The following is a 21,153-nucleotide window of genomic DNA, read 5'->3' as shown; positions in this document are numbered from 1 at the left end:
CCGGGGCCGGGGGAGGGGGTAAAATGGGCGGATTACCCCCGCCAGCCTCGAGCAAGCGAGCAAGCCGTGACATCGATCAAGCAGGAAGACCTCATCCAGTCCATCGCCGACGCGCTGCAGTACATCTCGTACTACCACCCGGTCGACTACATCAAGAACCTCGCCGCCGCGTACGAGCGCGAGGAGTCGCCGGCCGCGAAGGAAGCGATGGCCCAGATCCTGATCAATTCGCGGATGTGCGCCGAAGGCCACCGCCCGATCTGCCAGGACACCGGCATCGTCACCGTGTTCCTGGAAATCGGCATGGACGTGCGTTGGGATGACGCCACCATGGGCGTGGAAGACATGGCCAATGAGGGCGTTCGCCGCGCCTACATGCATCCGGACAACAAGCTGCGCGCCTCGGTGCTGGCTGATCCGGCCGGCAAGCGGATCAATACCAAGGACAACACCCCGGGCGTGGTCAACGTCAAGGTGGTGCCGGGCAACAAGGTCGACGTCATCGTTGCCGCCAAGGGCGGTGGTTCGGAAGCGAAGACCAAGTTCGCCATGCTCAACCCGTCCGACTCCATCGTCGACTGGGTGCTGAAGACCGTGCCGACCATGGGCGCCGGCTGGTGCCCGCCGGGCATGCTCGGCATCGGCATCGGTGGCACCGCCGAGAAGGCGATGCTGCTGGCCAAGGAGGCGCTGATGGAACCGATCGACATCACCGAGCTGCAGGCCCGTGGTGCCTCCAACCGCATCGAGGAGCTGCGCCTGGAGTTGTATGAGAAGGTCAATGCGCTGGGCATCGGCGCGCAGGGCCTGGGCGGCCTGACCACTGTGCTGGACATCAAGATCAACGACTATCCGACCCATGCGGCCAACCTGCCGGTGGCGATGATCCCGAACTGCGCCGCAACCCGCCATGCGCACTTCACCCTGGATGGCAGTGGCCCGGTGATGCTGGACCCGCCGTCGCTGGAAGACTGGCCGAAGCTGACCTATGACGCGTCCAAGGGCACCCGGGTGGACCTGGACACGATCACCCCGGAAGACGTGGCCAGCTGGAAGCCGGGCCAGACCCTGCTGCTCAACGGCAAGCTGCTGACCGGCCGCGATGCCGCGCACAAGCGCATGGTCGACATGCTCAACAAGGGCGAGGAACTGCCGGTCGACCTGAAGGGCCGCTTCATCTATTACGTCGGCCCGGTCGATCCGGTGCGCGACGAAGTGGTGGGCCCGGCCGGCCCGACCACGGCGACCCGCATGGACAAGTTCACCGAGCAGGTGCTGGCGCAGACCGGCCTGCTGGGCATGGTCGGCAAGGCCGAGCGCGGCCCGGCCGCCATCGAGGCGATCAGGAAGCACAAGTCGGCCTACCTGATGGCCGTTGGTGGTTCGGCCTACCTGGTGTCCAAGGCGATCAAGGCGGCCAAGGTCGTTGGTTTCGCCGACCTGGGCATGGAAGCGATCTACGAGTTCACCGTGCAGGACATGCCCGTGACCGTGGCGGTGGATTCCACCGGCGAATCGGTGCACAAGACCGGCCCGCGCGAATGGCAGGCCCGCATCGGCAAGATTCCGGTGGTTGTGGAGTAAGCCCTCCATCCCGGACCAGACAACGGCGCCCCTGTGGCGCCGTTGTTGTGTGGGCAAAAATATTGATGTTCCGGTAGCGGTTGTTCTGCTACGGTCGGAACACCCTCGCACAGGACGTGTCCATGGCCCTGCATCGGTTCATCGTGGTAGGCGTGCTGCTGGCCCTGGCCGGTTGCAGCACCCCGGCGTCGTACGAAGGCGCGGATTTCCCCGCATCGGCGCAATGCCGCGTGCAGTGCCAGGCCGGCTATCGCAGCTGCATGGCGCAGAATGACTCCCTCGGCAGCCGCCAGAGCAACTGCGAGCAGCAGGTGGTGCCGGCGCCGGACAAGCGCTGCAAGGACGTGGACAATCCGGACCTGCGCCGTGCCTGCGAACTGAAGACGCACGACTGCGCGATGCGCGCGCCGATGATGTCCTGTGGCGAGCGCCGGGATTCCTGCATGAGCAGCTGCGGCTGAGCAATGATCGCGCGCGTGGGCGCATAATCGGCTGATCCACCCGCACAGGATCTTCCGCATGAGCACCACGCTGTATGGTTCGACCAGTACCGCCGCGCTGGTCGTGCACTGGCTGCTGATCGAGCTCGGCATCGAGCATGAACTGGTGCTGCTGGATTTCGACGCGCGCGAGCACAAGTCGGCGCAGTACCTGGCGCTCAATCCGGCCGGTGTGGTGCCGACACTGTTGATCGATGGCCTGGTACTGACCGAAGCGGCGGCCATCGCCCTGTACCTGGCCGATCGCCACCCGGAGGCCGGCCTGCTCCCGGTGCCGGGCACGCCGCAGCGTGGCGATGCCTACCGCTGGATGTTCTGGTGTGCCAATACGCTGCAGCCGGCCTATCGGGCCTGGTTCTATCCGCATGAAATGGCCGGCCAAGCGAACGTCGAGGCCAGCCGCGAGAGGGCGCGTCAGCGGCTCGAAGCGGCCTGGCAGCACGTTGCCGCTCACCTGCAGGCGCACGGCCCGTACCTGCTGGGCGCCACGCCCTGCGTGGTCGACTACATGCTGGTGATGCTGATGCGCTGGTCGCGCAACATGCCCAGGCCCAGTGACACCTGGCCGGTGCTCAAGGCGCATGCCACCTCGATGAAGGCGCGCCCGGCGTTCGCCGAGGTCTACCGCCGCGAAGGCATCACCGACTGGCGGTAACCAAAAAAGGGGACGGAGGGAATTAAGTCGTTTGTGCACAAACGACTTAATTCCCTCCGTCCCCTTTTTCGGGTTACAGGATCTCCAGCACTGTTTCCGGTGGGCGGCACAGCCGCGTGCCCTTGGCCGTGCGCACCACGGGGCGATTGATCAAACGGGGGTGTTCGCTCATCGCCGCCAGCAGCGTGGCGTCGTCGGCGCCGTCCAGGCCCAGTTCGGCGAACAGCGCCTCCTTGCTGCGTACCAGTTCCTGTGCGTGCAGCCGGGATTCGGCCAGTACCTGGCGCAGCGTGGCTGCGTCCGGCGGGTTGCCCAGGTAGTCGATCACCACCGGCTCGAAGCCCGCATCGCGGATCAGCTTCAGTGCGCCGCGCGAGTTGCTGCAGGCCGGGTTGTGCCAGATCGTCACGTCCATCAGAACCACTCCAGCAGAGACACGCCCACACCCACATAGGTGGCCTTGTGGTTGTAGTCGATCAGGCTTTCGCCGTAGCCGTCGAAGACCTGCACATGGCCACGCAGCAGGTTGCTGATCGGGAAGCCGTAGTCCAGCTGCAGCGCACCGTGCGAACGGCTTCCGGTGCGCAGTGAATGGCGCGCCATCAGCGAGACCTCATGCCCATTGCGGTTCCAGGTCAGGGTGGCGTCGCCGCGACCCATGTAATCCTCGATGTCCGGATTGTTGTCTTCGCTGCGGCTTTCGGGAATGCGGTACCAGGGACGCAGCACCAGCGCCCAGTTCTCGCGGTCCAGGCCGATGTTGAGCATGACCCGGTTCCAGCTGCGTGACAGCGGGTCGGCGCGGCCATTGGACTGGTGGTTCAGCGCGATGCCGGTCATGCGCCCGCGCCAGCCACCGATCGAGTAGCCGTTGCGGAACACCATCATCACTTCCGGCTCGTAATTGGTTTCGCGGAACGGGCGCGAATCCTCGCCGTTGTAAGCCTGCCAGCGCGAACTCTGGGTGTAGCCGGCCCAGATGTCGCCGTTGTCGCCGAACAGGTTCTCGACGATCTTGGTCTTGAAGCTGATCTGGAACTTCAGCTCGGCACTGTCGAGTACCTGCGGAGTGGTCACGCTGTTGGCCGGGTTCGGCGAGTGCGGCATGGTGTTGCGATCGCTGGTCCAGAAGGCGGGCAGCAGGTACACCGGCTTGTAGGCGCGCAGTTGGAACGGCCCCAGCTTGGAGTCCTCGGCCAGTTCCCAGCGGCTGTCCAGCAGCGAACCGCGGCCGGCGTTGGCCAGCGCGCTGTCCGGCGTCGCCGGGCGGAACAGGTCGCTCACCCGCTCGCGCAGCTTTTCCTCGCCCTGGCTCACGCGCGCGGTCTGCCGTTCTTCGCGGCGGGCCTGCGCAGCCGCTTCGGCGGCAGCATCAGCGGCGGCGGTAGCCTCCGGGGTATGCCCGAACAGGCGGTCATAGCAGGCCAGCCGGGCCGCGTCGGTGGTAATTGCCGCGCAGGCGGCCGGTGAGGCATCGGCGGTAGGCGCGAACTCCTGCGCAGCCAGCGGTGCACTGGCCAGGGCAAGCGCCAGCGGCGCCAGACGGGGAAACAGCGTGGGGAGGGTCATTGCAGCAGGCCCTTCGATGAATTCGGGAATCACACAGTGTGGCGGCTGTGCCGGATCGCGGCCAGCCCCACGGTTTATGCACGGTCACAGCGTGCGCGTGGCGTGAAGGCCAGGTGGCTCAGAAGAACCAGGCGAACGCGAACAGGCCCAGCATCGCGATCACAACCGCCAGTTTCAGTGCCAGGCCAAGCAGGATGCCGAGCCAGGTGGCCAGGCCGACCTTGGTTGAGCGGCCGAGTTCGCGGGTGTGCCAGTACTCGCCGAGCAGGGCACCGACCAGCGGTCCCGCGAACAGGCCGATGGGCATGAAGAACAGGCCGACGATGCTGCCGACGAAGGTTCCCCACAGCGCCTTGCGGCTGGCGCCGACACGCTGCGCGCCGACAACCGTGGCCAGCACGTCCACCAGCAGCGAAAGCAGGGTCAGTACCCCGAGCGCGACCAGGGTGGGCCAGCCGACGTGGGCGAAGCCGTCGGCCCAGGCGGCCAGCAGCAGTCCGATGAACACCAGCGGGATGCCCGGGAGGGCCGGCAGGATGATGCCGGCGATGCCTATCAGGACAAAAATGACCGCTAGCAGATACAAGATGAATGAGAGTCCCATGCTGTCCCGTATGGAGTCCGTTTTGGGGTTGACAGTGAAAGATTTTGCCAGTTGCTTTTTCGTTTTGGCCGGGTTAAGTTGCAGTCGCTGAGCTTGGCAAGGTCACCGTGGATCGTGGCCTGATGAAGCAAGATCTTCCCGATCCGCTGCATCGATGCACCTCGCTTCCCCCTTGCTTGTCAGCCGCCCACCAGGCGTTTCCAACAACAAGAGAGAGTCAAAGGGAGTTAGTGAGATGGCTGATCGCGAGACCGGTACCGTAAAGTGGTTCAATGATGCGAAGGGCTTCGGCTTCATCAGCCGGCAGAATGGCGAGGACGTGTTCGTGCACTTCCGCGCCATCGAGACCCAGGGCTTCAAGAGCCTCAAGGAAGGCCAGAGTGTGAGCTTTGAAGTCGTGCAGGGCCAGAAGGGCCTGCAGGCCGACAAGGTCCAGCCGATGTAACACCTGCCGTCCGTCGGCATGAAAAAAGGCCCGCGCAAGCGGGCCTTTTTCTTTGCCTTTGGCCCGCTGCAGGTCAGCGCAGGATGACCTTGCCGTTGACCACGCGCACATAGGTGTTCTCACGGATGCCACCCAGGTCACGCTGGTTGACCACGATGGTGCGACCATCATCCATGCGCACGCTGATGTCGTAGGTATCGCTGGTCACATTCTTCTGGATCTGGTTGCCGGCCAGGGCGCCACCGACTGCGCCTGCAGCGGCGGCAATGTTCTTGTTGCCACGGCTGCCACCGGTGTGGTCGGAGATTTCATGGCCGGCCACGGCGCCAACGATGCCGCCGAGGATCGCGCCGGTCGCGCTGGGCGCGGTGCGGCCCGAGGGCACGGTGTTGATGCGGGTGACGATGCCACAGTCCGCGCAGCGGCCCTGGTTGTAGCCGCCGTTGTTGCCGTAGCCGCCGTTGTTGTAGCCGTTGTTGTAACCACCGCCACTGTAACCGGGCGAGGTGGCACAACCGGCCAGCGCGAGGGTAGCGATGGCGCTGGCGGCGATGAGCTGGATCTTCATGGGGCGTCTCCTGGCCGTGAAGGCGGGTATGTTGGGTGGTACTGCGTCATGCAGCAGGGTGGACGAATCCTCTCCCTTTGAACGTGAACAACGCGCCAACCACGCACCCGATGCCCGGCTGCAGGATGAACGCGCCTCAGCGGAAATCCTGGTGGCAGGCCCGGCAATCGGCCTGCAGCGTTTCCACGAGCTGGGCCAAGGCCCTGCAGTCGCCTGGCGGTGCAGCCAGCGCAGTGTTGAGGTTGCCGCGAAGTCGACTGGCGTGCTGCTGGAACTGCGTGCTGTCCTTCAGCCCGGGGAACGCCAGGTCCAGGTCATTGGACAACAGGCGTAGTGCCTGCAGCCGCGGCACGCTGTCGGCCAGGCTGCAGCGGTTCTGCTGCTGAGCCTGCTGCAGCAGCTGCGACTGCCGCTGCATCACCTGCATCAGGCTGTCCGGGAACGGGTCGCGACGCGCCTGCAGGGCGCGGCCCACCATTACCGTGGCGACCAGGCCGATCAGCAGGCCCAGGCACAGTACGAACAGGTAGCGATGGGCAGGGGACAGGCGGCGGGGCGGGCTGGCGTTCATGCGGCCTCTCCGGGCGTGCAACGGTGGGTTCAACGCCGGCGTGCTTTGGGCGCTGGCAGCTGCACGTTAAAATAGCCCGATGAACGAACAGGTCAAACAACGCTTCGCCGGCATCGAACGGCTGTATGGCGCGGGTGCGCTCGAGCGCCTGCAGGGCAGTCGCGTGGCGGTGGTCGGCATGGGCGGCGTCGGCTCGTGGGTGGTGGAGGCGCTGGCCCGTTCGGCGGTCGGTCATCTGACCCTGATCGATGCCGACGACATCTGCGTGTCCAACACCAACCGGCAGCTGCCGGCGATGGAAGGCAATTACGGGCGCAACAAGGCCGAGGCGATGGCCGAGCGCTGCCGTGCGATCAACCCGGGGATCGACGTCGACGCCGTGCAGGCATTCCTGACGATGTCCAACATGGCTCAGCTGCTGGACCGCGGGTTCGATCTGGTGATCGACGCCTGCGACAGCTTCCGGGTCAAGGTCGAGACGATCGCCTGGTGTCGTCGCCGCAAGCTGCCGCTGCTGACCGTCGGCGCTGCCGGTGGCCGCACCGACCCGACCCTGGTACGTATCCGCGATGTCTCGCGCACCGAGCACGACGCCATGCTGGCGCTGATCCGCAAGAAGCTGCGCAGCGAGTTCAACTTCCCGAAGAACGCCAAGCGCTATTTCGGCGTGCCGGCGGTGTATTCGTTGGAGAATGTGAAGTACCCGCAGGCCGATGGCAGCGTCTGCGGCATTCGTCCGAACCTGGGTGCCGATGCGGCGTTGAAGCTGGACTGCGGCGCCGGTCTGGGCGCGGCGACCCACATCACCGGCGCGTTCGCCTTTGCGGCGGTGGGCAAGGCGCTGGAGATGCTGCTGGAGCCGAAGAAGGCGAAAACCGAGGTGACAGAGGCCTACGCGGACGCGTGACGGTAGTGCCGGCCGCTGGCCGGCATCGGGTTCGTCGCGGTCGTTACAGCGTGCCGGCCAAGGTTGGCCCCCGCCTTTACGTTGCCGGCAGCGCGAACAGCCGCCGCGCATTCTCTGTCGTGGCCTGTGCCAGGGCCTCCAGCTCCATTCCGCGCAGCGCGGCCACGTGCCTGGCAATGGTTGCCAACCGTGCCGGTTCGTTGCGCTGGCCGCGGACCCCTGCGTCGGGCTGGTCGGGCGCGTCGGTTTCCAGCAGCAGCTGCTCCAGCGGCATCCCGCGTACCAGCCGTTGCAGGCGCTGCGCCCGCTCGTAGGTCAGCGGACCGCCAAGACCCAGCAGGAAGCCGTGCCTGTGCAGTTGCGCGGCCTGTTGGGGGCTGCCGGAAAAACTGTGCACCACGCCGCGCAGGCCGCCGATGCGGCGGATCGCGGCGATCACCGCATCCACCGCGCGTCGCGCGTGCACGATCACCGGCAGCTCGAACTCACGGGCCAGTTCCAATTGGCCGATGAAATATGCCTGTTGAGCCTCGGCATCCAGTCCTTCGACGAAGAAGTCCAGCCCGCATTCGCCGATCGCGCAAGGGCGTTCGCGCTCGATCCACTGGCGCAGCAGTGGCAGGTGCCCAGGCTGGTGATCGGCCAGGAACATCGGGTGCAGGCCGAAGGCCGGGTACAGCCCGGGCGCCTGCTGGCAGACCTCGCGCAGTTTCGGCCAGCTGGCAGCGGTGACCGCTGGCACCACCTGTTGGCGTACACCCACGGCCTGCGCCCGCTCGATCACCGCGGCACGGTCAGGGTCGAACGCGCTCGCGTCGAGATGACAGTGGCTGTCGATCAGCACGCTCAACGCTGTTCCAGCGGCGGTGGCGTGGTGGCATTGCGGCTCTTCCAGTTGGCCAGCAGCAGCGTGCCGAAGCCCAGCACCAGCTCATCGATGAACGGGATCGGGTCCGGGATGAACAGCGTCAGCACGAACAGACCGGCGGTGAGCTTGAACAGGGTGGGGTAGCGCAGCCGGCGCGCCCACTGCAGTACTGGCAGCAGCATCGGGTTGGCCATGGCGGGGATCCTCGTGGGGAATATGCAAACGCTATCACGGGCCCTGCATTTCCCGATGCTGAATGGGTTACAGGAATTAGCACGAAATGTGGAGATTCCGTTCAGGCAGCGCATGCTGCAATCTGTCCCGAGAACGTTGCGGATGGTCCGCAAGGAGCAGGTCATGAAAAGCACAACTACAACTGTCCTGGTCGCAGCGGGCGCGCTGCTGGTTGGTGGCATCGCCACCGCCGCCTTCATGAAGAGTGGCGAAAAATCGCCCGACTCCATCAGCGCCGCAACCCCCAATGGCGAGTCGCGCCTGGTCGATGGCAACGCCACCGACGATGGCGTACGTGGTGACAAGCTCGACCCGTCGGCGCCGCGCGGGCTGGAATATGCCGATGTGCTGAAGGTCGACCCGATCACCGAGAAGCAGAAGGCCTATGCCACCGTGATCGGCACCGATCCGGTGCGCGAGACCTCCACGACCCAGACCCCGCACGAGGTCTGCCAGGACGTGACGGTGCAGGAGCGCCTGCCGGAGCGTGATGGCAACGTCGGCGGTACCGTGGTCGGCGCGGTAGTGGGTGGCCTGCTCGGCAACCAGGTCGGTGGCGGCAACGGCAAGAAGGCCGCGACCGCAGCCGGTGCGGTGGCCGGTGGCTTCATCGGCAACCAGATCGACAAGCGCCATGTGGGCGGCCGCGTGGTCAATCGTACCGAGCGCCAGTGCCACACCGAAACCGCAACGTCCGAGTCGAGCCGCGTCACCGGTTACAACGTGACCTATCGCAACGAAGACGGCACCACCGGCACCATGCGCATGGCCAGCAAGCCGGGCAGCCGCATCGCCATGGGTACCAATGATGTGGTGAAGGGCTACAACGTGACCTATCGCTATGATGGCGCCGAGAAGACCGTGCGCATGGACAACAAGCCGGCCAGCGATCGCCTGCCGGTGGTCGATGGCCAGCTGGTCACGCAGACCGCTGCTGCCGGCGCCACTGCGGCCACGCGCCAGTAATCCAGAACACCCTGCTGCACCCGACGGGCCGGCTCATGCCGGCCCGTTTCGTTGTGCGCACGGGCATTCATCCGTGGGGAAAGGGAATCGACCATGATGGATGCCCCCCTTCGACAAGGAGTCGGCATGAGCATCTTCGACCTGCGCCTGGAAACCGAGCGGCTGATCCTGCGCCCGCTGCTGCGCGAGGACTACGAACCGTACCTGGCATTCTGTGCCGACGAGGAAACGATGCGCACCCTGGGGGGTGTTCAACCGCCCTCGGTGGCATGGCGCGGCTTCTGCAGCCTGGCCGGCGCCTGGCAGCTGTTCGGCTTCTCGATGTTCAGTGTGATCGAGAAATCCAGCGGTGACTGGATCGGCCGGATGGGACCGTGGCAGCCGCAGGACTGGCCTGGAACCGAGGTCGGTTGGGGTATTCGGCATGCCAGCTGGGGCCGGGGCTATGCACCGGAAGCGGCGGTTGCTGCCATCGACTGGGCATTCGACACGCTGGGCTGGGACGAGGTGATCCACACCATCGCCGAGAACAACGACAACTCGAGGGCGGTCGCGCGCAAGCTCGGCAGCACGCTGCTGCGCATGGGTGAATTGCCACCGCCGTACAACGACAAGCCGATGCAGATCTGGGGCCAGTCGCGCGAACATTGGCGCCAGCGCCGTTCGCCGTTGTAGAGCCGAGCCCATGCTCGGCTGCATTTGGCGCACAGCAGCCGAGCATGGGCTCGGCTCTACAGATTGTCCGCATGCTGCATCCGCGCTTGGCATTCACCGGCGGGCTTGCCAGACTGCGTGCAGCTGGCCGCCGGCCGGATCCGAGGAATCAGGCAATGGTGGAAGAGCGCGTCCCGTTGACGGTGCATGGCATGTCGGTGTCCGGCAATTGCCACAAGGTCCGCCTGCTGCTGGAGCAGCTCGGCAGCCGCTACCGCTGGGTGGAAGTGGACAGTGCCCATGGCCAGACCCACACCGCCGAGTTCCTCGCGCTCAATCCCAACGCCAAGGTGCCGTTGATCGTCCGCGACGATGGCCGCGTGTTGACTGAATCCAATGCGATCCTGTTCTGGTTGGCCGAAGGGACGCCCTACCTGCCTACCGACGGTTGGGAACGCGCGCAGGCATTGAGCTGGATGTTCTTCGAGCAGTACACGCACGAGCCATGCGTGGCGGTAGCGCGCTTCATCCGCGGCTGGACACCGCCCGATTCACCGCGCCGTGCTGAACTGCCACGCCTGCACGAGCGTGCCGCCACCGCGCTGGCAGTGATGGAGCAGCACCTGCGCGAAGCGCAGTGGTTCACCGGCAGCGCATACGGTATCGCCGACATTGCGCTGTTCGCCTATACCGACGTGGCAGGCGAGGGCGGCATCAGCCTGGCGCCCTTCCCGGAAGTGCGCGCCTGGCTGCAGCGCGTGCGCGCGCAGCCGCGCTTCGTGGCGATGCCAGCGGTGACCGCCGAGGTGCGCGCGCGCTTCGAGGCTGCCTGATCCCACAGGGTAGCGCCCGGCGTTGCCGGGTGGAATGCAACAACGACACGGAGGGTGTTCGATGTTTGCTGTGGTTCCAGATCCGATTCCTGCGCGCATGCGCGTGCTCAACCGCGCCGAAGTGTGCGACGCCAATTTCCTCGACGCGGTGCGTGGCTGGCGAGGCGCACCGCGCGCACGTCCTGCGCCGGACGCGCCGATCCTGCCGGGCAGCACGCTCAGCGCTGCGGCCTTCGGTGAGCTGTTCGATTCCCAGCTGGCCAGCCGCCAGCTGGACCTGATGGCGCGCGTATTGCGCGTGCAGAACAAGGTCTTCTATACCATCGGGTCGTCCGGCCATGAAGGCAACGCGCTGCTGGCGCGGGCCTGCCGACATACCGACCCCGCATTCCTGCACTATCGCTCCGGCGCCTTCATGGTCGAGCGCTCGCGCCAGGTGCCGGGCATCGACCCGTTGCGCGATGCGGCGCTTTCATTCGCGGCCAGCGCCGATGACCCGGCCAGTGGCGGCCGGCACAAGGTGTGGGGCAGCAAGCCATTGTGGGTATTGCCGCAGACCTCGACGATCGCTTCGCACCTGCCGAAAGCGCTGGGCACCGCGCTGGCCATCGAGAGTGGCAAGCGGCTGGGCCATGCGCTTCCCATTCCGGCCGACAGCATCGTGCTGTGCTCGTTCGGCGACGCCTCGGCCAACCATGCCACTGCGCAGACCGCATTCAACACCGCGATGTGGGCGGCCTACCAGAAACTGCCGGCGCCAATCCTGTTCGTCTGCGAGGACAACGGGCTGGGCATCTCGGTGAAGACGCCGGACGGCTGGATTGCCGAGCGCTTCAGCCACCAGCCAGGGCTGGACTACTTCTTTGCCGATGGCCTCGACCTGGCCACCGGGCACGCCCAGGTGCAGGCCGCAGCGGACCACTGCCGGCGGACGCGGCGACCGACCTTCCTGCATCTGCACACCACGCGCCTGATGGGCCACGCCGGCACCGACTTCGAGGTGGAATGGCGTGCATTGCCGGAATTGTGCGCGGCCGAGGCGCAGGATCCGCTGTTGCGCTCGGCGCAGATCGCGCTGGAATCGGGCTGGATGGATGCAGCCGCCATCGAAGTGGCCTACGAGACGATGCGCGCGCGCTGCATGGCCGCCGCTGCCGATGCCGAAGGCCGTGCGAAGCTGCAGTCGCTGCAGGAGGTCATGGCGCCATTGGCACCCTATACGCCCGCGGCGGTGCAGGCCGAAGCCCGGCGCGAGGTCGCCGACGGAGCGCGCGAGGCACTCTATGGCGGTGCCGAGGCCTTGCCGGAACGACAGGCGCCACGGCATCTTGCGATCCAGATCAACCACGGCCTGCAGGAACTGCTTGCGAAGTATCCGCAGAGCCTGCTGTTCGGCGAGGACGTGGCTCAGAAGGGCGGTGTGTACACCGTCACCAAGGATCTGCTGCGCCGCTTCGGCCCACGCCGGGTGTTCAACACGCTGCTGGATGAAACCATGATCCTGGGCATGGCGCAGGGCCTGGCCAACCTGGGCATGCTGCCGGTTCCGGAGATCCAGTACCTGGCCTACCTGCACAACGCCATCGACCAGCTGCGTGGTGAAGCCTGTTCGCTGCAGTTCTTCTCCAACGACCAGTACCGCAACCCGATGCTGGTACGGGTGGCCGGGCTGGGCTACCAGAAGGGTTTCGGCGGGCACTTCCACAACGACAACTCGATCACCGCGTTGCGCGACATCCCCGGGCTGGTGGTCGGCTGCCCCTCGCGCGGCGACGATGCGGTGATGATGCTGCGCACGCTGGCTGCACTGGCGCGGGTGGATGGGCGCGTGGCGGTGTTCCTGGAGCCGATCGCGCTGTACATGAGCAAGGACCTGCACGAAGCGGGGGATGGCCAGTGGCTGTTCGACTACCCGGCACAGGGCCAAGCGCTGGTGCCGGGCGAGGGCCGGGTCTATGCACCGGAGGCCGGAGACCTGGTGATCTACACCTATGGCAATGGCGTGCCGATGGCGTTGCGCGCGGCGCGGGCGATCGAGCAGCAGCTGGGCTGGCAGGTGCGGGTGGTCGACCTGCGCTGGCTGGTACCGTTGGACGCCGGCTTCATCGCGGCCCAGGCCGCGAGCGCGCGGCGGGTGCTGGTGCTGGACGAAGGCCGCCACAGCGGCGGAGTGGGTGAGGGCGTGGTCACGGCGCTGGTCGAGGCCGGCTTTGGTCACCTGCCGCTGCGCCGCGTCTGTGGCGCCGACACCTACACGCCACTGGCAGGGGCAGCAATGTTCGGGCTTCCAAGCGACAATGCGGTGATTGGCGCCGCCCTCGACCTGGCGCAGGAACCCTGATGCATGTGTGGATTGGCGGGAATGTTGTTGCCGGCGCCGCTGGCGTCGGCCGAGGCGCTGCAGGCGCAGGCGCTGGCCATGGGCCAGGCGCTGCACCATCGCGGGCCGGATGATGGCGGCAGCTGGGTCGATGCCGAGGCGGGCATCGCGCTGGCGCATCGGCGCCTGAGCATCCTTGACCTGTCCCCGCTGGGCCACCAGCCGATGGCCTCGGCGGACGGCCGCTACGTGATGGCCTACAACGGCGAGGTCTACAATTTCGCGGCCCTGCGTGAACAGCTGGAGCCGCTGGGGCACACCTTCCGCGGCCATTCCGACACCGAAGTACTGCTGGCGGCGATCCTGCAGTGGGGCGTGGAAGATACCCTGCAGCGCTGCAATGGCATGTTCGCCATCGCGCTGTGGGACCGCCAGGATCGCTGCCTGTGGCTGGCCCGCGACCGCGTCGGCAAGAAGCCGCTGTACTACGGCTGGGCCGGCGACACGCTGGTGTTCGGTTCGGAACTGAAGGCGCTCTGGCAACACCCGGCGTTCGACAACGACATCGACCGCGATGCGCTCACCTTGCTGCTGCGGCTGGATTACATCCCGGCGCCGCACAGCATCCACCAGCGCTGCTACAAGCTGATGCCGGGCCGGGTGCTGCGGCTGGATGCAGCGGCTGTGGCCGCAGGCGCCGCGGCACACCGCCCGGAGCAGGCGCAGCGCCCGTACTGGGATGCGCGCGCACGCATGCAGGCGGCGTTGGCCGCCCCGTTCCAGGGCCGCATCGAGGAGGCCGAGGAACAGCTGGATACGCTGCTGCGCGATGCGGTGGCGCTGCGCATGGTGGCCGACGTGCCGGTCGGCGTGTTCCTGTCCGGCGGCACGGACTCATCGCTGGTGGCAGCGCTGATGCAGGCGCAGAGCGGGCAGCCGGTGCATAGTTTCAGCATCGGCTTCACCGACTCGGGACATGACGAAGCTCCGCTGGCCAGGGAGCTGGCGGCTCATCTCGGCTGTGATCACACCGAGTTGTACGTCAGTGGCGCCGACGCGCTGGCGGTGGTGCCGCAGTTGCCGGCGATGTTCGATGAACCTTTTGCCGATGCGTCGCAGGTGCCGACCGCGCTGGTGGCACGGCTGGCACGGCAGGGCGTGACCGTCGCGCTGTCCGGCGACGGTGGCGATGAGCTGTTCTTCGGCTACACCCGCTATGTACGCGCGCTGCGCAACTGGCAGATGCTCGGACGCGTGCCGGGGCCGCTGCGGCGCTGGATGGGCGCACGCTCGCAGCAGCAGGGCGAGGCCTCGCGGACCGGTGGCCTGGCGGCGCTGCTGGCCGAGACAGGCGCACGTGGCATCGGCGACGTCTACCGCAACCGCATCTCGCGCTGGCGCGACCCGGCCGCGGCGGTACCCGGTGCGCAGGCGGCCGGCAGCTTCTACGACCTGGCCGATCCGCTGCACGGCGCGGGGACACCGGCCGACGCGATGATGCTGGCCGATTTCGTGACCTACCTGCCCGATGACCTGTTGTGCAAGGTCGACCGGACCTCGATGGCGGTCAGCCTGGAGGCGCGCGCCCCATTGCTGGACTGGCGCGTGGCCGAGTTCGCCTGGTCGCTGCCGCTGGGCTTCAAGCGCAGTGAGACGACCAGCAAGGTGCTGCTCAAGCGCGTGCTGGGCCGTTACGTGCCGCATTCAATGGTGCACCGTCCCAAGCGCGGTTTTGGCGCACCGGTCAGTGACTGGTTGAAGGGCGACCTGCGGCCCTGGGCCGAGGACCTGCTGCAGCCGGCGCGGCTGGAGCGTGAGGGCGTGCTGTCGGCGGCGGCGGTGCAGCCGCTGTGGCAGCAGTTCCTGGGGGGGCAGCGCAAGTGGCATACCCACCTGTGGAACGTGCTGATGTTCCAGGCTTGGCAGGCGCATTGGCGGCAGGCGCGGACCGGCGTGACCGGCGGCTGATCTTCACTGGATGGCACGGGCCTGGCGACTAGGCTGGGCCTCTCGCACCGTGAGGAGTATGTCCCGATGTCCGTCCCCACCATCGCCGTGTTCGTTGGCAGCCTGCGCAAGGATTCCTGCAACCGCAAGCTGGCCCATGCGCTGGAGAAGCTCGCCGGTGATCGCGCGCGCTTCCAGTACGTGCAGATCGGCGATCTGCCGTTGTACGACCAGGATTTCGACGCCGATTATCCGCCGCAGGGCACCCGGCTGAAGGACCAGGTGCGCGCCGCCGACGCGGTGCTGTTCGTGACACCCGAGTACAACCGGTCGGTGCCTGGCGTGCTCAAGAACGCCATCGATATCGGATCGCGCCCGTACGGTGACAGTGCGTTTGCCGGCAAGCCGGCGGCGGTGATCGGCGCCTCCATCGGCCAGATCGGTACCGCCGTGGCCCAGCAGCACCTGCGCAACAGCCTGGCCTTCCTGGACATGCATGTGCTGGGCCAGCCCGAGGCATTCATCCACTTCAAGGACGGCCTGATCGATGCCGACGGCACGATCCACAACGAAGGCACGCAGAAGTTCCTGCAGGGCTACGTGGACCGGTTCCTGGCGTTGATCGCAGTGCACGTCAAGGGCGATTGACGCCTGCGGGGTCAGAGTCCCCTGCGTCGAAGGGGATCCGACCCCGGGGCGTTGATCTGCGATAATGTCCCGCTCGGGCGCCGCAACGGCGTCCGTCGCAGGCAGTGCGACGCTCTCACGCCAGTCTGGCCAGGTACCGGCGGATATCCCCCGTTTTCCCACGGCTTATCCACAGGTTTGTCCATGGCTGCCGGGGTCGGCACATGCCTACACTCGTCTGGCCCACTTTTGCAGGAAACACCGCAGCATGTCCGCTCGTCCCGGCTTCCGTTCCAACCGCAGAGAGCGCGGTGATGGCTTCGATCGCGATCGCGACGAGTCGCGCATCGACCAGTTGCGGGTACCGCCCCATTCGGTGGAAGCCGAGCAGGCGGTGCTGGGTGGCCTGATGCTGGCGCCCGAGGCGTATGACCGTGTCAACGACCAGCTGACCGAAAGCGACTTCTATCGTCGCGATCACCAGATGATCTATCGTGCGATCCGCGAGCTGTCCGAGCGCGAACGGCCGTTTGATGCGGTAACGCTGGGCGAGTGGTTTGAATCGCAGGGCAAGATGGAACTGGTGGGGGACGGCGCCTACCTGATCGAACTGGCCAGTACCACGCCGTCAGCTGCCAACATCGTGGCCTACGCCGAGATCGTGCGCGACAAGGCAGTGCTGCGGCAGCTGATCCAGGTCGGCACCGACATCGTCAACGACGGTTTCCAGCCGGAGGGGCGTGACAGCAGCGAGCTGCTGGCCTCGGCGGAAAAGAGCGTGTTTGCAATCGCCGAACAGGGTGCGCGTGGCCGTACCGATTTCGTGGCCATGCCCGGTGCACTGAAGGATGCCTTCGAGGAGCTGCGCAACCGCTTCGAGAACGGCGGCAACATCACCGGCCTGCCGACCGGTTACAACGAGTTCGATGCGATGACCGCCGGCCTGCAGCCGACCGACCTGATCATCCTCGCGGCGCGCCCGGCAATGGGCAAGACGACCTTCGCGCTGAACATCGCTGAGTACGCGGCGATCAAGTCGAAGAAGGGCGTGGCGGTGTTCTCGATGGAAATGTCGGCATCGCAGCTGGCGATGCGCCTGATTTCCTCCAATGGACGCATCAACGCGCAGCGCCTGCGTACCGGCCAGCTGGAAGACGAGGACTGGAGCCGCGTCACCAGCGCGATCAAGATGCTGAAGGAGACCAAGATCTTCATCGACGACACGCCGGGCGTGTCGCCTGAAGTGCTGCGTTCCAAGTGCCGCCGCCTCAAGCGCGAGCATGACCTGGGCCTGGTGGTGATCGACTACCTGCAGCTGATGAGCGTGCCGGGCAACAGCGAGAACCGCGCGACCGAAATCTCGGAAATCTCGCGTTCGCTGAAGGGACTGGCCAAGGAACTGAACGTGCCGGTGATCGCGCTGTCGCAGCTCAACCGCTCGCTGGAAACGCGTACCGACAAGCGCCCGGTGATGGCCGACCTTCGTGAATCGGGCGCAATCGAGCAGGACGCGGACATGATCGTGTTCATCTACCGCGACGACTACTACAACAAGGAAAACTCGCCGGACAAGGGGCTGGCCGAAATCATCATCGGCAAGCACCGTGGTGGCCCGACTGGCTCGTGCAAGCTGAAGTTCTTCGGTGAGTACACCCGCTTCGACAACCTGGCCCACGATTCGGTCGGTTCGTTCGAGTAACGGTCATGCCGGTCGCTGGCCGGCAACCACCACCGGGCGCTGCAGAGCCAAGGCACCGGCAGGAGCCGCTGTCAGCGCGGGTTCCATGCGGTCGCCACGAAGCGCAGCCGGGCGTGGGCGTGGGCGTGGCGTTGCACTGCGCTGGATCGGTTTCATCGCCGCCAGCCCGGTTTCGTCGCAAACCGTTTGCCGGCGCCAGGGCAGGGCGCCAAGGTGTCCGCAGGCGGCAGGGTGCCGCCCCAAGGAGACCGTGATGAAGACCCTGTTCGCGCTCGGTGTGTGGTGCCTGCTGTTCGTACTGTGCTGGCCGCTGGCGATCCTCGCCCTGATCGCCTGGCCGTTCGTGTGGCTGCTGAGCCTGCCGTTCCGACTGGTCGGCATCACCTTCTCGGCGCTGTTCGCCTTCCTGCGCGCGCTGTTCATGCTGCCGGCGCGCATGCTCGGTGGCCGGGCGGTGCCCGCATGAGGGCAGTGGCGCTGGTCGGTCTGGCCCTGGCGGCCGGCCCGGTACTGGCCGCTCCTCCAGCACCGCCTTCGGCGTGGCTGGAGCGCCAGCAGGCAGCCGGTGCCGACGAAGCGAATGCTGCGGGGGCGAAGGCTTCGACGAGGCCCGAGGCCAGGGAGCGCTGCCGGGTCACCAAGGAATGGAAGGTCGGCGAGACGGTGGTGCAGCATCGGGTCTGTGAGGATCCACCGAAGAAGCCGGCTGGAAAGGTGTAACGCTGAACCCAATGCTCGGCGGCCTCTGCAGGGCAGCCGAGCGTGGGCTCGGCGCTACAGGGAAACGGGCAACAAAAAACCCCGCCGAGGCGGGGTTTTTCATATCCGGGTGATGCTGGCCAGCGGCCGGCACTACCGGACGATCAGTTCGCTTTGTGGATGGCGCGCTTGCTGACCGCCATCGCGGCGTCGTGGATCACTTCCGACAGCGACGGGTGGGCGTGGCAGATGCGGGCCAGGTCATCGGCCGAGCCGCTGAACTCCATGGTCAGCACGCCTTCGTGCACCAGTTCGGAGACGTTGGCGCCAACCAGGTGCATGCCGAGGATGCGATCGGTTTCGGCATGGGCCAGGATCTTCACGAAGCCGGCCGGCTCGATCATCGCCACGGCACGGCCGTTGGCGGCGAACGGGAAGCTGCCGGCCTTGTACGGAATGCCTTCGGCCTTCAGCTGGGCTTCGGTCTTGCCGACCCACGCCAGTTCCGGCTCGGTGTAGATGACCCACGGGATGGTGTCGAAGTTGACGTGGCCCGGCAGGCCGGCGATCAGCTCAGCCACCGCGATGCCTTCCTCGAAGCCCTTGTGCGCCAGCATCGGGCCGCGCACGCAGTCGCCGACCGCCCACACGCCGTTGACGCCGGTGTGGCAGTGCGCGTCGACTTCGATCTGGCCGCGCTCGTTGACCTTGACGCCGGTGCCTTCGGCCAGCAGGCCCTTGGTGGCGGCGCGACGGCCGACGGCCACCAGCAGCTTGTCCACGGTCAGGGTCTTTTCGCCTTCCGCGTCGGTGTAGGTGACGATGACTTCCTTCTTCTTGCCCTTGCCGGTGATCTCGGTCTTGGAAACCTTGGCATTGAGCTTGATGTCCAGGCCCTGCTTCTTGAATTCCTTGGCAGCGGCCTTGGCCACTTCGGCGTCGGCAGCCGCCAGGAACTCCGGCATGGCCTCAAGGATGGTGACTTCAGCGCCCAGGCGCTTCCACACGCTGCCCAGTTCCAGGCCGATCACGCCGGCACCGATCACCGCCAGGCGGTTCGGCACTTCGGTGAAGTCCAGGCCGCCGACGTTGTCGACGATGGTCTCGCCGTCGAACTTGGCGAACGGCAGTTCGATCGAATCCGAACCGGCCGCGATGATGACGTTGGTGCCCTTCAGCTCGACTTCCGAACCGTCGTGCTGCTTCACCTTGACCACGTTGCCCGGCTGCAGCTGGCCGAAGCCGTAGTAGGCGGCGACCTTGTTGGCCTTGAACAGCATGCCGATGCCGCCGGTGAACTGCTTGACGATCTTGTCCTTGCGGCCAATCATCGCCTCGACGTCGATCTTGGCATCCTTGAAGCTGATGCCGTGGTCGCCAAAGATGTGGCCCATGTTCCAGAACTGGCGCGAGGAATCCAGCAGCGCCTTGGACGGGATGCAGCCCACGCGCAGGCAGGTGCCGCCGAGGGCCGGCTTGCCGTCCTTGCCCAGGGCTGCGTCGATGCAGGCGGTCTTCAGGCCCAGCTGGGCCGCGCGGATGGCAGCGTGGTAACCGGCCGGGCCGGCACCGATGACGACGACGTCGAATTGTTCAGCCATTGAATTATTCCTTGATGCATTACCAGAACCCCTCCGCGCAGGCGCGGAGGGGCGGGAGGTTTCTTACAGGCCGAACAGCATGCGGCCCGGGTTTTCCAGCTGGTTCTTGATGTCCACCAGGAACTGCACCGAGTCCTTGCCGTCGATGATGCGGTGGTCGTAGGACAGCGCCAGGTACATCATCGGCGCGATCACGACCTGGCCGTTCTGGGCGATCGGACGCTCCTTGATGGCGTGCATGCCCAGGATGGCGCTCTGCGGCGGGTTGATGATCGGGGTCGACAGCAGCGAACCGAAGGTGCCGCCGTTGGTCACGGTGAAGGTGCCGCCCTGCAGTTCTTCCAGGCCCAGCTTGCCGTCACGTGCCTTCTTGGCGTAGTCGGCGATGGTCTTCTCGATGTCGGCGAACGACATGCGCTCGACGTTGCGCAGGACCGGCGTGACCAGGCCCTTCTCGGTCGACACGGCGATCGAGATGTCCGAGTAGCCGTGGTAGATGATGTCGTCGCCGTCGATCGAGGCGTTGACCAGCGGGAAGCGCTGCAGCGCGTTGGCAGCGGCCTTCACGAAGAAGCTCATGAAGCCCAGCTTGATGCCGTGGGCCTTGACGAACTCGTCCTGCAGCTCCTTGCGCGCCGCCGACACCTTGGACAGGTCGACTTCGTTGAAGGTGGTCAGCATGGCGGTGGAGTTCTTCGACTCCATCAGGCGCTCGGCGATGCGCTTGCGGATGCGGGTCATCGGCACGCGCTCTTCCGGACGTGCACCACCGGCCTTGCCGGCGCCGCCGTTGCGGGCGAAGTTGACGATGTCTTCCTTGGTCACTGCACCACGACGGCCGGTGCCGTCGACGTCGGCCGGGTTCACGCCTTCGGTGATGGCGGTGAAGCGGGCGCCCGGCGGCAGGGTGTCGGCGGCCGACTTGGCAGCCGGAGCCGGAGCGGCGGCAGCGGCCGGAGCAGCGGCGGCCGGTGCGGCTTCAGCCTTCTTCTCTTCAGCGGCCGGGGCCGGAGCCGCAGCCACGGCGCCTTCTTCGATGATCGCCACGACCTGGCTGGAGGTCACGGTATCGCCTTCCTTGAACTTGATTTCCTTCAGCACGCCGTCAACCGGCGACGGCACTTCCAGCACGACCTTGTCGGTCTCCAGGTCAAGCAGGTTTTCGTCGCGCTTGACGGCGTCGCCCACCTTCTTGTGCCAGGTGGCGATGGTGCCGTCGGCGACGGATTCGGGCAGTACCGGGGCTTTGACTTCGGTGGCCATTGCGGGAGCTTCCTGGTTTGTCTTCTAAATAGGGGGAGG

Annotated in this window: 23 protein-coding genes; 14 read left to right on the top strand and 9 right to left on the bottom strand. The window is 66.3% G+C overall.

Annotation, left to right across the window (positions count from 1 at the left end):
• Positions 1–66 precede the first annotated feature (66 nt).
• The 3 genes from ROV93_RS07670 (at position 67) to ROV93_RS07660 (ending at position 2,739) form a co-directional block, all read left to right on the top strand.
• Positions 67–1,584, top strand: coding sequence for a fumarate hydratase (locus tag ROV93_RS07670; protein ID WP_005417564.1), 1,518 nt, complete (start codon positions 67–69; stop codon positions 1,582–1,584).
• A gap of 122 nt (positions 1,585–1,706) precedes the next feature.
• Entirely contained in the window at positions 1,707–2,045 is a 339-nt protein-coding gene (locus ROV93_RS07665) for a hypothetical protein (RefSeq protein WP_005417563.1), read from the top strand.
• A gap of 58 nt (positions 2,046–2,103) precedes the next feature.
• On the top strand, positions 2,104–2,739 hold the full coding sequence (locus ROV93_RS07660) for a glutathione S-transferase family protein (protein ID WP_005417555.1): 636 nt from the start codon (positions 2,104–2,106) through the stop codon (positions 2,737–2,739).
• A 73-nt stretch (positions 2,740–2,812) separates the two neighbouring features.
• Here ROV93_RS07660 and arsC read toward each other — a convergent pair whose 3' ends face one another.
• The 3 genes from arsC to ROV93_RS07645 all read right to left on the bottom strand — a co-directional run bounded on the left by arsC (position 2,813) and on the right by ROV93_RS07645 (position 4,912).
• A complete protein-coding gene (gene arsC / locus ROV93_RS07655) occupies positions 2,813–3,154 on the bottom strand; it encodes an arsenate reductase (glutaredoxin) (RefSeq protein WP_061477988.1) in 342 nt (113 codons plus the stop codon).
• Positions 3,154–4,308 carry a phospholipase A gene (locus ROV93_RS07650; protein WP_088496680.1) on the bottom strand — a complete coding sequence of 385 codons (1,155 nt, stop codon included), beginning with the start codon at positions 4,306–4,308 and terminating at the stop codon, positions 3,154–3,156. Before ROV93_RS07650 ends, arsC begins: the two co-directional genes overlap by 1 nt.
• 118 nt (positions 4,309–4,426) lie before the next feature.
• Complete coding sequence (locus ROV93_RS07645) at positions 4,427–4,912, bottom strand: DUF456 domain-containing protein (RefSeq protein ID WP_032958895.1); 486 nt, start codon at positions 4,910–4,912, stop codon at positions 4,427–4,429.
• 235 nt (positions 4,913–5,147) lie between these two features.
• On the opposite strand from ROV93_RS07645, the gene ROV93_RS07640 reads away from it, so the two are divergent.
• Positions 5,148–5,357: a cold-shock protein gene (locus ROV93_RS07640; RefSeq protein WP_005417546.1), complete on the top strand. Its 210-nt coding sequence runs from the start codon at positions 5,148–5,150 to the stop codon at positions 5,355–5,357.
• A gap of 73 nt (positions 5,358–5,430) precedes the next feature.
• On the opposite strand, the gene ROV93_RS07635 is transcribed toward ROV93_RS07640, so the two are convergent.
• Both ROV93_RS07635 and ROV93_RS07630 read right to left on the bottom strand, forming a co-directional pair.
• On the bottom strand, positions 5,431–5,925 hold the full coding sequence (locus ROV93_RS07635) for a glycine zipper 2TM domain-containing protein (protein WP_005417545.1): 495 nt from the start codon (positions 5,923–5,925) through the stop codon (positions 5,431–5,433).
• Between the two features lie 136 nt (positions 5,926–6,061).
• Positions 6,062–6,496: a cytochrome c gene (locus tag ROV93_RS07630; RefSeq protein ID WP_061477985.1), complete on the bottom strand. Its 435-nt coding sequence runs from the start codon at positions 6,494–6,496 to the stop codon at positions 6,062–6,064.
• A gap of 79 nt (positions 6,497–6,575) precedes the next feature.
• Between ROV93_RS07630 and ROV93_RS07625 the strand changes: the two genes are divergently transcribed.
• Positions 6,576–7,403, top strand: a complete 828-nt coding sequence (locus ROV93_RS07625; protein WP_072168354.1) for a tRNA threonylcarbamoyladenosine dehydratase — start codon at positions 6,576–6,578, stop codon at positions 7,401–7,403.
• A 76-nt stretch (positions 7,404–7,479) separates the two neighbouring features.
• On the opposite strand, the gene ROV93_RS07620 is transcribed toward ROV93_RS07625, so the two are convergent.
• Together ROV93_RS07620 and ROV93_RS07615 are read right to left on the bottom strand one after the other, a co-directional pair.
• Entirely contained in the window at positions 7,480–8,253 is a 774-nt protein-coding gene (locus ROV93_RS07620) for a TatD family hydrolase (RefSeq protein ID WP_072168353.1), read from the bottom strand.
• Positions 8,250–8,465, bottom strand: coding sequence for a DUF6116 family protein (locus ROV93_RS07615; RefSeq protein WP_005417541.1), 216 nt, complete (start codon positions 8,463–8,465; stop codon positions 8,250–8,252). Before ROV93_RS07615 ends, ROV93_RS07620 begins: the two co-directional genes overlap by 4 nt.
• Before the next feature lie 163 nt (positions 8,466–8,628).
• Between ROV93_RS07615 and ROV93_RS07610 the strand changes: the two genes are divergently transcribed.
• The 9 genes from ROV93_RS07610 to ROV93_RS07570 all read left to right on the top strand — a co-directional run bounded on the left by ROV93_RS07610 (position 8,629) and on the right by ROV93_RS07570 (position 18,271).
• A complete protein-coding gene (locus tag ROV93_RS07610) occupies positions 8,629–9,471 on the top strand; it encodes a glycine zipper 2TM domain-containing protein (RefSeq protein WP_072168414.1) in 843 nt (280 codons plus the stop codon).
• Between the two features lie 126 nt (positions 9,472–9,597).
• The gene (locus ROV93_RS07605; protein WP_072168352.1) at positions 9,598–10,146 is read left to right on the top strand and encodes a GNAT family N-acetyltransferase; all 549 of its coding nucleotides are present in this window, start codon (positions 9,598–9,600) and stop codon (positions 10,144–10,146) included.
• 155 nt (positions 10,147–10,301) lie between these two features.
• Positions 10,302–10,958, top strand: a complete 657-nt coding sequence (locus ROV93_RS07600; protein ID WP_032954328.1) for a glutathione S-transferase family protein — start codon at positions 10,302–10,304, stop codon at positions 10,956–10,958.
• Positions 10,959–11,019: 61 nt separating this feature from the next.
• A complete protein-coding gene (locus ROV93_RS07595) occupies positions 11,020–13,299 on the top strand; it encodes a transketolase C-terminal domain-containing protein (protein WP_072168351.1) in 2,280 nt (759 codons plus the stop codon).
• 3 nt (positions 13,300–13,302) lie between these two features.
• Positions 13,303–15,246: an asparagine synthase (glutamine-hydrolyzing) gene (gene asnB, locus ROV93_RS07590; RefSeq protein ID WP_061477980.1), complete on the top strand. Its 1,944-nt coding sequence runs from the start codon at positions 13,303–13,305 to the stop codon at positions 15,244–15,246.
• A gap of 66 nt (positions 15,247–15,312) precedes the next feature.
• Positions 15,313–15,873 (top strand): NAD(P)H-dependent oxidoreductase, encoded by a 561-nt coding sequence (locus ROV93_RS07585; protein WP_049410520.1) that lies wholly within the window; start codon positions 15,313–15,315, stop codon positions 15,871–15,873.
• Between the two features lie 247 nt (positions 15,874–16,120).
• A complete protein-coding gene (locus ROV93_RS07580; protein ID WP_049410515.1) occupies positions 16,121–17,551 on the top strand; it encodes a replicative DNA helicase in 1,431 nt (476 codons plus the stop codon).
• A gap of 253 nt (positions 17,552–17,804) precedes the next feature.
• Positions 17,805–18,017, top strand: coding sequence for a hypothetical protein (locus ROV93_RS07575; RefSeq protein ID WP_005417525.1), 213 nt, complete (start codon positions 17,805–17,807; stop codon positions 18,015–18,017).
• Positions 18,014–18,271: a hypothetical protein gene (locus ROV93_RS07570; protein ID WP_072168350.1), complete on the top strand. Its 258-nt coding sequence runs from the start codon at positions 18,014–18,016 to the stop codon at positions 18,269–18,271. The genes ROV93_RS07575 and ROV93_RS07570 overlap by 4 nt, the downstream gene beginning before the upstream one ends.
• A 143-nt stretch (positions 18,272–18,414) precedes the next feature.
• On the opposite strand, the gene lpdA is transcribed toward ROV93_RS07570, so the two are convergent.
• Positions 18,415–19,851: a dihydrolipoyl dehydrogenase gene (lpdA, locus tag ROV93_RS07565; protein ID WP_005417523.1), complete on the bottom strand. Its 1,437-nt coding sequence runs from the start codon at positions 19,849–19,851 to the stop codon at positions 18,415–18,417.
• A 63-nt stretch (positions 19,852–19,914) separates the two neighbouring features.
• Positions 19,915–21,114 carry a dihydrolipoyllysine-residue succinyltransferase gene (sucB, locus tag ROV93_RS07560; protein WP_053499860.1) on the bottom strand — a complete coding sequence of 400 codons (1,200 nt, stop codon included), beginning with the start codon at positions 21,112–21,114 and terminating at the stop codon, positions 19,915–19,917.
• Between the last annotated feature and the right edge of the window lie 39 nt (positions 21,115–21,153).

It is taken from the genome of Stenotrophomonas maltophilia group sp. msm4 (assembly GCF_032025605.1).
Lineage (GTDB): Bacteria > Pseudomonadota > Gammaproteobacteria > Xanthomonadales > Xanthomonadaceae > Stenotrophomonas > Stenotrophomonas sepilia.
Note: the sequence above shows the minus strand (reverse complement) of the source record. Positions and strands in the feature narration are given on the sequence as shown.